Origin of the sequence: Shewanella schlegeliana (assembly GCF_016765635.1) — a bacterium.
GTDB lineage: Bacteria > Pseudomonadota > Gammaproteobacteria > Enterobacterales > Shewanellaceae > Shewanella > Shewanella schlegeliana.
Genome location: NZ_JAESVD010000011.1, coordinates 23,234 through 34,750, shown reverse-complemented (window position 1 = coordinate 34,750; position 11,517 = coordinate 23,234). Strand labels below are relative to the sequence as shown.

7 protein-coding genes are annotated in these 11,517 nt (G+C 45.0%); 3 read left to right on the top strand and 4 right to left on the bottom strand.

Annotated elements, in window-relative coordinates; genetic code table 11:
* Window positions 1-71: 71 nt before the first annotated feature.
* The gene (locus JMA39_RS17060; protein WP_202723069.1) at window positions 72-290 is read left to right on the top strand and encodes a hypothetical protein; all 219 of its coding nucleotides are present in this window, start codon (window positions 72-74) and stop codon (window positions 288-290) included.
* 134 nt (window positions 291-424) lie between these two features.
* Here JMA39_RS17060 and JMA39_RS17055 read toward each other — a convergent pair whose 3' ends face one another.
* On the bottom strand, window positions 425-2,977 hold the full coding sequence (locus JMA39_RS17055) for an EAL domain-containing protein (protein WP_202723068.1): 2,553 nt from the start codon (window positions 2,975-2,977) through the stop codon (window positions 425-427).
* A 347-nt stretch (window positions 2,978-3,324) separates the two neighbouring features.
* Window positions 3,325-4,389 carry a uroporphyrinogen decarboxylase gene (gene hemE, locus JMA39_RS17050; RefSeq protein ID WP_202723067.1) on the bottom strand — a complete coding sequence of 355 codons (1,065 nt, stop codon included), beginning with the start codon at window positions 4,387-4,389 and terminating at the stop codon, window positions 3,325-3,327.
* Window positions 4,390-4,920: 531 nt separating this feature from the next.
* On the opposite strand from hemE, the gene rsd reads away from it, so the two are divergent.
* Window positions 4,921-5,388 (top strand): sigma D regulator, encoded by a 468-nt coding sequence (rsd, locus tag JMA39_RS17045; protein ID WP_202723066.1) that lies wholly within the window; start codon window positions 4,921-4,923, stop codon window positions 5,386-5,388.
* A gap of 98 nt (window positions 5,389-5,486) precedes the next feature.
* Here rsd and acnB read toward each other — a convergent pair whose 3' ends face one another.
* Window positions 5,487-8,084 carry a bifunctional aconitate hydratase 2/2-methylisocitrate dehydratase gene (gene acnB, locus JMA39_RS17040; protein WP_202723065.1) on the bottom strand — a complete coding sequence of 866 codons (2,598 nt, stop codon included), beginning with the start codon at window positions 8,082-8,084 and terminating at the stop codon, window positions 5,487-5,489.
* Window positions 8,085-8,508: 424 nt separating this feature from the next.
* On the opposite strand from acnB, the gene hxpB reads away from it, so the two are divergent.
* Window positions 8,509-9,174: a hexitol phosphatase HxpB gene (hxpB, locus tag JMA39_RS17035; protein ID WP_202723064.1), complete on the top strand. Its 666-nt coding sequence runs from the start codon at window positions 8,509-8,511 to the stop codon at window positions 9,172-9,174.
* A gap of 101 nt (window positions 9,175-9,275) precedes the next feature.
* Here hxpB and JMA39_RS17030 read toward each other — a convergent pair whose 3' ends face one another.
* Window positions 9,276-11,492: a patatin-like phospholipase family protein gene (locus JMA39_RS17030; protein ID WP_202723063.1), complete on the bottom strand. Its 2,217-nt coding sequence runs from the start codon at window positions 11,490-11,492 to the stop codon at window positions 9,276-9,278.
* Between the last annotated feature and the right edge of the window lie 25 nt (window positions 11,493-11,517).

The following is an 11,517-nucleotide window of genomic DNA, read 5'->3' as shown; positions in this document are numbered from 1 at the left end:
CATTCAGTTAGAAATGAGTGATATACGCTAAAAGATTTTAAATAATTAAACTTAAATATCAGGGGTTAACTATGAAATATTCAATTGGCGATCTTATCTATCAAGGCGAAACATCAGGTGTCCATAATTGGGATACCCTTTCAGGCTCCTCTTTCTACTGGCATCCAGACTGGCTGCATATTGCAGAAAATATGACAGGCCATAACGCCACCACACATATTGAAGCATCAGCTGATAAAGCGACCAAAGCCGAAGCGGCTGAAGCGATTGTTAAACATCTAAATAAATAATCTTTACTCAGATTAATTAAGCCAAAAACTCGCTTATCGAGGGGTCGCAGTCAGCGACCCGACTCTACCTACCGACATGCCCCCCTTTAATCCCACACATATAAACCCTACGCGCAAATTGAGTTCAACAAGTGCTAGGCTGTTAGTATTTCTGAAACGGTTTCAGGTTGATAAGACGAGAGTGGCTGAGGTCGGCCAATGGCATAGCCTTGAGCATAGTTAACCCCGATGATCTCAAGCTTATCCATGATCTCTTGGTTTTCTACAAACTCGGCTACCGTCTCGATCCCCATCACTCGACATACATCGTTAACCGACTTAACGATGGCATAATCTTTAGCATTACTGACTAGATTTTTCACGAAGCAACCATCAATTTTCACATAGTCGACAGGCATCTCTTTTAGGTAACCATAAGACGCAAATCCACTACCAAAATCGTCTAGAGCGAAGGCAAATCCACGCCTGCGCAGACCTAATAGCATCTTCATCGCACGACTGCGATTTTGAATCGCACTGGTCTCGGTGATCTCAAAGCAAATGCAAGCGCTTGGCACACCAAATCGAGCTTGCTGACGCAAGATGAAATCTGCGATCCCTTCGGCACCAAGACTATTGCCAGACAAGTTTATCGAGAGGCAGTGATCATGCCATAGCTGTTCATTTAGCGATAACCACAAGAAGGCTTTTCTGATGACCTCTTTATCCACCTCGACAATCAACTTAAAGCGTTCGGCGGCGGCAATTAATTGCGCTGGCGGTAGCAAGCGTCCATCAGACTCTTGGATCCGTAGCAAGATTTCCAAGCGCTGACGATGGCTATGGGAGGAGAGGCGTTTGATTTTTTGGTAATAGAGGATCAGTTCATTATGCTCTATCGCCTGTACAATTCTAACCGCCCACTTAGGCGAATTACGGAGTAAGCTAAGGTCTTTATCACGACCATCAAAAAACTGTATTTGGTTACTGCCTTTCTGCTTAGCCGAGTGACAGGCAATTTCTGCATCCTTAAGTAACCCCAGCACTCCCTCTTGCGTCTTATTACCAGCCAAGGCAATACCAATACTCAAACCAACCCGATAAGCGGTATCACCATGAAGTAACATCTGTGCGTTAACGCTGGCGATAATGCTTTTCGATAGCTTAGCAATCTCAAGCGCAGTGCGATCCTTTACCGCCAAGGCAAACTCATCACCGCCTAAGCGCCCAAGTAACTCATTATTCAATAGGCAAGACTCTATCGCTTTTGCCACCTTGCTAAGCATCTCATCACCCGCATTATGACCACAGGAATCGTTGATTAGCTTAAACTGCTCCAAGTCCAAATAGATAACAGCAAGAGACTTTGCTTGCTGCGCATAGCTAACTAATCGATGCCCAAAAACGCTTCTAGTGACTAAACCGGTAATCGGGTCAAAATCAGCACCGCGCTGCAACTGCTGTTTCAGCAAAACTTGTTGAGTAATGTCTCGCAACACCAATGCCGCACCAATCACCCGTCCCGAATGACAACGTAGATGAGTTAAGCTGCCATTGACAAACATCGGCGTGTCACGATTTAGGCGCAGTAAGAGCGTAGCATCCTCTTTATCAGTATCTTGTATAAAAGCTAGCGCCTTTACACTGAGTCCAGGGTTACCGCTCAACACTTGCTCAAGACTTAGCCCCTGCGCCTGCTCACTATTAAGTGCCAGCATACGCTCAGCATAAGGGTTGATGTAACTCACCTTGGCGTTAATATCGGTAAAGATAACGACTTCAGAAATCTTGCCCAAGACAACTTGAGAGTGACTTTGCTGGCGATAGAGATTTGACAAAAGCGCATTAATATTTGTTGTTAACGGCTCTAATTCAGCGCCTTCCGCACTATCAATTAATTGGCCAGTTTTGGAGCTGACATCGAGTTTTGAGCATTGAGTAACAAGCTTTTTAAATGGCTTGATAAGCGTATGTCGCAACCAGAAATACAGCACTAATTGCAGCGCAACGATAAGCGCCAACAGTCCTAGTGTTAGCAAGGTATATTGCAACGCTATCTGCGAGAAAAAGTGATTAGAAAAACTGATAGAGAGATGAATTGGAGCATGCTCAATCATAGAGGGGAGCTTAAGCTGAGCCGTCACGATATCGTCCACAAGAACCGGTTCTGGAGTCGCTGTGCCGATTTGGATTTCAGCCTTGGTGATCATCCCGTCCGCGCTAAGGTTCAAAAGGTATTCATCCGTCAATCGACGAACTAACAGCAGACGCTCGGCGTAGGATGGCCCCTGCAGACTAATTAAGTAACTCTGCCGCTGACTATCAAGGTATACCCCGGTTCTCTCCCGCTGACTCGCTAACAACTCTGGCGGTGGAACAAATTTATCATTACCTTGCGCTCTCAAGTAGGTTAACTGCTTCCCTGCAAGACCCAGTAATTGAGTGCCTCTCAACAAACCGCCATTGTTCCCTGATAAGCTCAGCAGGTCTTGTGATGAATAAAGTGGATTGTTACGAAAAACCTGTTGAAACGAGTCAAAATCTTTATTCAACTGCGACTGAATGCTCTCAAGCTCTTTTTCTATGATATAGCTACGAATAGCATCGACATCACTGTGCAGCCAAGTCATTGCGGCTAAACAAGCTGTAACAATGAGGGGGATGAAAATCCCAAAGATCACTAAGACAATTTTATTGCCAATTTTCATCTAAAAATAACTTCTCTAATTCAAAACCAGCCAGCAACTCTGGCTACTACTCGGTTTGCGCTAGCAAAGTACCCCATTTCAGCCACAGATAACACCTGTATGAGCAACGGTCGTTGATAAAAACATCAACAAGATAACAATATTTACCTAATGTGATATTCGGCGGCATTAACGAATAAAAAGTGATGCTTACGACCTAGGCTGTGTGATAACTCTGAGAGAAAAGGCAATAACGTCGGGATTAAAGAGAGGCTTGTTAAGTGTCAAATAGCAGAAACAATAAAGGCTCAGTAAACTGAGCCTTTATTTATACCAATCAATAGTAAATCAGCATTTATGCTAATTGATTACTTGTGGTACTTAGCCGATAGCTCATGTACTGAGTTGATAAACGAGCCAGCATGCTCAGGATTAACGTGCTGGTGAATACCGTGACCCAAGTTAAATACATGACCAGTGCCTTCACCGTAAGAAGCAAGGATTTGATCCACTTCTTGATGAATACGCTCTGGAGAAGCATAAAGTACAGATGGATCCATGTTGCCTTGTAGCGCAACTTTATGACCAACACGGCGACGTGCATCACCGATATCAACGGTCCAGTCTAAACCTAGTGCATCACAGCCAGTTTCAGCCATAGACTCAAGCCATAGTCCGCCACCTTTGGTGAACAGTGTAACTGGAACCTGACGACCGTCAGCATGGCGAGTTAGACCATCAACGATTTTCTGCATGTAACGTAGAGAGAATTCACGGTATGCGTGATGAGAAAGCGCACCACCCCATGAATCGAAAATCATTAGTGACTGTGCACCGTTAGCAACCTGAGCATTCAGGTATAGCGTCACAGAGTCAGCTAGCTTGTCTAGAAGCATATGCAGAGTAGCTGGCTCTTCGTAAGCCATCTTCTTGATCTTTTCAAACGCCTTGCTAGAACCACCCTCAACCATGTAAGTCGCTAGGGTCCAAGGTGAACCAGAGAAACCGATTAGTGGCACTTCACCTTTAAGCTCACGACGAATAGTGCTTACCGCACGCATTACGTAACCTAACTCATCTTCAGGATCTGGGATGCAAAGCTTCTTAATTGAATCGATAGTATCAGTAGGACGTTCGAAACGTGGGCCTTCGCCTGTTTCGAAATATAGGCCTAAGCCCATTGCATCTGGAACCGTTAGAATATCTGAGAACAGGATAGCTGCATCTAAATCATAGCGACGTAGGGGCTGAAGAGTCACTTCGCAAGCTAAGTCTTGGTTCTTGCAAAGAGACATGAAGTCGCCTGCTTCTGCGCGGGTTGCTTTATATTCTGGAAGATAACGACCTGCTTGACGCATCATCCAGACAGGAGTTCTGTCGACAGGCTGTTTTAATAACGCACGTAAATAACGATCATTCTTTAATTCTGCCATTTGGCTTGATTCCTAAACTTATAGTGATATCCGCTTGGGGCGATAGTTTAGCATTTACGTTAATAAAGTAACCTGAATCCGTAAAATAATGTGACAGGTAACGCGACAAATTCCACCAACTCGGAGATAGTTAACATTATTGAACAGATTCAAGGCTGTATTTTCTTTCTCCTGACTACAGTTCACAGCTTTAAGCTAAAACGTGAATTAGGTTCACAACCTAGCTTAACCTAAGCTGTATGACTCGCAATGTGACAGAAAAAAGTTGCACCAAGGTGCTAGCTTTGGTATAAAAAGTCTGCGCTAGCAAGAACAATCAAGAAGCTCGTCGCATCGAGCCCGCAAAAAACTTTACTCGCCCAGCGATAGATTTCTATCGCTGGGCATTTTATTTTTTAGCACTCCATTCACAAATCTGTCGCTGGTATGTCCATTCAGTAAATCCTCATAAATCCGTCGATAATGGTTGATCAAAAGCATATTCTTCCCCTACATTAGAGATACAGAGATGGATTTTTAACGGGGAAGATCATGCTAAGAAAGCTAGAGAAAGCCGAACAAAAATGGGGCGGCTCAAATACTCTTATAGATCAATGGTTAAATAATCGGCGCAACCTACTAATTAACTATTGCCAGATAGCTGGGATCCCGCCGTACGAGGAAACCGATAAGTCACTGCCCGCCTTTGACTCAGTAAAACAGTTTTGTGATCAATTAATGGATTACGTGTCTGAAGGTCACTTTGAGATCTACAACCAAGTCGTCACCGCCTGTGAAAAGCATGGCTCAGCAAGCCAAGCGCTAGCCCAACAACTCGTGCCTCAGATCAGTGCTACCACAGATACCGCCTTAGACTTCAATGATAAATACACCGAAGCTGAAGACGAGAAAGTACTATTTCATTTAGATAAAGATCTATCTTCTCTTGGACACGCGATGGAAACGCGCTTTGAGCTTGAGGATAAACTGCTAGAAGTACTGCATACCAAGCACTCTTAAAGCTTCTAGAGGCTATAAAAGGTCCTAGCAAAAATTAAATGAACCAACAAAAAGGCCAGCTAATTAGCTGGCCTTTTTAGTATTCCAGTTTTAATGGGTTAAACCGCTGATTGGAAAATCACTTCATCGGCTTTTGCCGTGTATGATGCAATCTGATCGAAGTTCAGATAACGGTAAGTGTCAGCTGCTGTCGCATCTAACTCTTTCGCGTATGTCTGATACTCATCGGGTGATGGTAGACGACCCAGTAGCGCAGCAACGGCCGCAAGCTCTGCAGATGCTAAGTAAACGTTTGCACCAGTACCTAGACGGTTCGGGAAGTTACGAGTAGAGGTCGAAACTACTGTGGCACCTTCAGCTACACGTGCCTGATTACCCATACACAGTGAACAACCTGGGATCTCGATACGTGCACCCACACGGCCAAAGATTGCATAATAGCCTTCCTCTGTAAGCTGATCGCGGTCCATCTTAGTCGGTGGCGCAATCCACAAGCGTGTAGGTAGAGTCGATGCAAACTTGTCTAGCATCTTACCCGTAGCACGGAAGTGACCAATGTTAGTCATACAAGAGCCAACGAACACTTCGTCAATCTTAGTGTTAACCACTGAAGACAGTAGAATCGCATCATCTGGATCGTTTGGCGCACAAAGAATAGGTTCTTTGATTTCGTTCAAATCGATCTCGATAACTTCAGCGTATTCAGCATCGCTGTCAGCTTCCATTAGCTCAGGGTTTGCTAACCACTCTTGCATCGCTGTAATACGACGCTCGATAGTACGACGATCACCGTAACCCTCACTAATCATCCATTTAAGCATGACAATATTTGAGTTTAGGTATTCGATAATCGGCTCTTTATCTAGCTTAATCGTACAGCCAGCGGCGCTACGCTCAGCCGATGCGTCTGAAAGCTCAAATGCCTGCTCAACTTTAAGCTGCTCAAGACCTTCAATCTCTAGAACACGGCCAGAGAAGGCGTTGATCTTACCTTTCTTCTCAACCGTCAGCAGACCCATCTCAATGGCTTTATGTGGAATCGCATGTACCAAGTCACGCAGGGTGATCCCTGGCTGCATCTCCCCTTTAAAGCGAACCAAGATTGATTCAGGCATATCCAGAGGCATCACACCCGTTGCAGCAGCAAAGGCTACTAAACCAGAACCTGCAGGGAAAGAGAGGCCAATTGGGAAACGCGTATGCGAGTCACCACCGGTACCTACAGTATCAGGCAGTAACATACGGTTTAACCAAGAGTGAATAACACCATCACCTGGACGCAGCGCAACACCACCACGGTTCATGATGAAATCAGGCAATGTGTGGTGCGTGTTCACATCGACAGGCTTTGGATATGCCGCAGTGTGACAGAAAGACTGCATGGTCAAATCGGCACTAAAACCAAGACAAGCTAAATCTTTAAGCTCATCACGCGTCATAGGGCCGGTAGTGTCTTGTGAACCCACAGAGGTCATCTTTGGCTCACAGTACTGACCAGGGCGAATACCTGTTACACCACATGCCTTGCCGACCATCTTCTGTGCAAGGGTATAACCCTTACCTGTGTCAGCCACATCTTGTGGACGAACAAACACAGTTGATGCTTCAAGGTTTAGCGTTTCACGCGCGCGGTCAGTTAGGCCACGACCAATAATCAATGGAATACGGCCACCAGCACGCACCTCATCCATCAACACATCAGTCTTAAGCGAGAACTGTGAAATCACTTCATCAGTACCATGACGCTTAACAATGCCTTCATATGGATAGATGTCGATAACATCGCCCATCTCCATCTTGCTGACATCTAGCTCGATTGGCAGTGCGCCCGCATCTTCCATAGTATTGAAGAAGATTGGTGCAATCTTGCCACCAAGACAGAAACCACCAGCACGCTTGTTTGGTACATTCGGGATATCATCGCCCATGAACCACAGCACTGAATTAGTCGCTGACTTACGTGAAGAACCGGTACCGACAACGTCACCCACATAAACCAGTGGAAAACCTTTAGTCTTCAGAGATTCGATCTCTTTGATTGGACCTACAACGCCAGCTTCATCAGGAACGATGCCGTCACGGGCATTCTTGAGCATAGCAAGTGCGTGCAGCGGGATATCAGGACGGGACCATGCATCTGGTGCAGGAGATAAGTCATCGGTATTAGTTTCACCCGAGACTTTAAATACAGTTAATGAGATCTTTTCTGCAAGCTTAGGGCGAGAAAGGAACCACTCGGCTTCTGCCCAAGAGTGAACAACTTGTTTAGCAAAGTCGTTACCCGCCTGCATTTTTTCGACAACGTCATGATACGCATCGAACATAAGTAGGGTGTGAGATAGTGCTTTTACAGCAAGCGGAGCTTGTGCATCATTATCTAACTGGGCGATTAACGGCTCAATGTTGTAGCCACCTTGCATGGTACCTAGCAGCTCAACGGCGCGCCCAGATGATAGGATTGGAGATGATGCCTCGCCTTTTGCAACAGCATCTAAGAAGCCTGCTTTAACGTAGGCGGCTTCATCAACACCGGGGGGGATGCGGTTTTCAAGCAGATCGAGAATAAATTCCTCTTCACCTGCAGGTGGATTTTTTACCAATTCGACTAGTTGTGCCACTTGTTGGACATCTAATGGCTTAGGGACTACGCCCTCTGAAGCACGTTCTGCGACGTGTTTACGATATGCTTCTAGCACGGCAACATTCCTCTTTGTTTGGCGTTCAATACCAATCTAAGATTGATATAACAGCGAAACTGCTCGTCTTCAAATTGAAACTGACAGCTCGGCAGGCTCGACCCTTCATTCGAGCGCTATTATACTACAGCTTTACAAAAGTATGAATCCGATCACACTTCAGCAAAACTAAAACAACACCCAATCGACATCTCGAGCTATACACTAAAACTATTCGCTCAAAAAGAAAACTAGACCATAGTGGGAAAGTTTGATCTAAATTATATAAATCATAGATTTAAATGTATTAACACCTAGGTTAACTGCTCAAAATAGTCATTAAAATAGGCCTAAGGATAGTGTTATTATCTAGGTATTATTTAAAAAACAGCCCACTTTTATAGCTAATATTCACCAAAGTTATAATGAACATAATTGGACACTTATGAGTACATCAGCGCTAAAAGCCGTTATTTTCGATATGGATGGAGTTTTGATCGACTCTGAACCAATGTGGCAAATTGCCGAGCATAAGGTACTAACCGATCTAGGTTTAAACGTTTCCATTGAGGATATGGCGCTTACCACAGGCCTGAGAATTGATCAGGTTGTGGCCTTCTGGTATCACCGTTCTCCTTGGAATAACTATGATAACCAACAAACGGCTACGGCCATTGTAGATCAAGTTGTCAGCCAGATTACAGCCAATGGCAAGCCGATGAAAGGCGTTATTGAAGCGCTCCAAGCCTGCCAAGAGCGTGGTCTAAAAGTCGGCCTCGCGACCTCCTCTTCTAGCGATATCATCAATGCTGTTTTAAACAGGCTAGGGATTGAAGCATATTTTGATGCGATCAAATCAGCCGAATATTTAGCATACGGCAAACCCCATCCAGAAGTGTATTTAACCTGCGCACAGGCACTTAATATTGATCCCATCTATTGTTTGGCGATTGAGGATTCATTTAATGGATTAGTCTCTGCGCGCGCCGCCAATATGCAAACTATCGCGATCCCTGAAGCAAAACATGCCGCACTCAGCAAGTGGGCCATAGCGCATCACCGCCTAAACAGCTTGGCTGATCTAGCTGAGTTTTTGGATACGCATTGCTAGCCGAGGGCTGAAATAAAGTGTCCACCTTCTGAAGAGGGTGGTTTTAAGCTGAAAAGAAAAAGCCCATCTTTCGATGGGCTTTTAACCTCTGTGACTTGAGCTTACCAGTTCTTTCCGAGAAACAGGAATATGGTTTTTTCTCCATCATCGGATGCGCCAAAACCAAATGCGGCAGGGCCAACACTGGTATCAATTCCTAAGTACAAGCTTCCGGCATAAATAAGATCGTCTAACGACACGCTATCTTTTTGGTTCCACACATTACCCGCCTCTATACTGGTACCTAAGTACAACGGATACTCAGTCATGCCCAGTACATCTCGACCTAAGTCATACTGATACACAAAGGCACCAAAAATCTTATGGGAACCGTACAGGGCGTTCTTGTGGTAACCCGATAGGTTTAAGAAACCACCTAACTCAGAAACGTTAACGGTAAAAGCGCCGTCCTTATCGACTGTCGCCAATGACGCTATCCCCACAAAGGCATGATTCCCGACCCCAACGGCGCCACGCCAATCGGCCTCATACTGCATCGAAAAGTCATTGGAGTCGCCTACACCATCGAGTTCATAACCCTCTTTTCTGAGATAAACATTGAAGGTAAAACGATTACCCGAAGTCGGAAAGTTGATACTATTTAAGTCGTCATAGGCAAATTTAAAGTAGCCACCATATCCGGTGTAATCCACCTTACCCAAACCCCAAACATCATTTTCAAGATCGCCCATCTCCCCTAGTATGCCGATTTCAACCATGCCGTTTTGGGTGTAATTGGCACCAATTCCCAGCTCAGTGCGATAAGCCGTTTGTCTTAACTCAAACACCCGACTATTATTTTCAAAAAAACTCCAGTCTTTAAGCTCATACTCAACCCGTGCGCGGCTAAAGTAATGCTGATCTCTTGCTAACGGCTGATAAAACTCCGACGCTAATAGCTTGTCGTAACCAAGTGATAGCTCATTACGCCACTCCCCACCAGTCTCAGTTAACTCCGTCATGGTGTAAGCGACATCGAGTGAAACAGCAGAATCTAAGCTAAAATCATCTTCCCAGCTAAACCCGAGCTGAAAATAGTTCGGCCCCCAGGATTTTGCTTTAGTGGTTACGGTAAGTACTCGCCCCTCTTCAGTATCGGTAAATTCAGCGTCGACTCGCTCAAACTTATCTAAGGCATAAATTTTCTTTAAGCCAGCCTCTAGCTCTTCAACTGTAACAGCCTCACCAACATCTAAATCTAGATTTTCTGCCAGTAACTTGTTACTCACTTTTGAGTCATTATCATAAATAATCTTAAGCAGCGGCCTGTCGATGTCGGCCAACCATTGCCTGCTCTTATCTTTTTTATGGGCCAAATATTGCTTATAGTCGTTACCATCATCGCTGTACTGCTCAAGCTTATCAGTTTGCTCTCGGGCAGCGATCTCACCTAGCGGTAGTGCAATCTGCATGATAGTAAAGTCTGTAGTGCTTAACTCACCGATGTTTGGGCGGATCAAAATATCATGATCGCTCAGCAAGGCTTTTTGTCTCTCTGAGCTAGCGTTGGTTAGTATGGTTGAGAGCTGATTAAGTACTGCAACCGTACTATTGAGCTCATCCTTACCTACCAAAGGAGAGCCAATATCGACAGCAATAACAATATCCGCCCCCATCGCTTTCACCACATCGACAGGCATATTATTAGCGATGCCCCCATCGACCAACAACTTGCCGTCAATCACTGCTGGCTGCAAGGCTCCCGGAACCGAAGCTGATGCCTGCATAGCAGCGACAACACTGCCTGAGCTGAGTACTACAGGTTCACTGGTAACGAGATTGGTCGCAACGGCACGGTATGGAATAGCAAGATCATCGAAATCACCGAATTGATGAACTAAATTTGTAGAGCTACGTAGCAACAGTGACATAGTTTGCCCCCGCAGCAAGCCTGCAGGAGTTTTCACTTCATCATCACTGTAACCCACGTTTATAGGGATATTGAACTGGTCGCGAGTCTGTTTATCTCGATAACTTAATGACTCACGGGGAATGGTATCTGAATAGCCTTTACTCCAGTCGGTATTCATCATGATGGCTTCAATTTCTGCCGCACTATAGCCTAAGGCATACATGCCCCCGACATAAGCGCCGATACTGGTTCCGACAATATAATCAATGGGGATTTTTTTCTCTTCGAGTACCTTAAGTACACCAATATGCGCCGCGCCTTTAGCGCCGCCACCGCTTAGGACTAAGCCAATTTTAGGGCGCTCTTCTGCAAACGAAAATTGCGAACTAGCTAGCGCTAGGCAAAGAACAATAATTCTTTTAATCATAATGACTTATTCGACTCTTCTACTG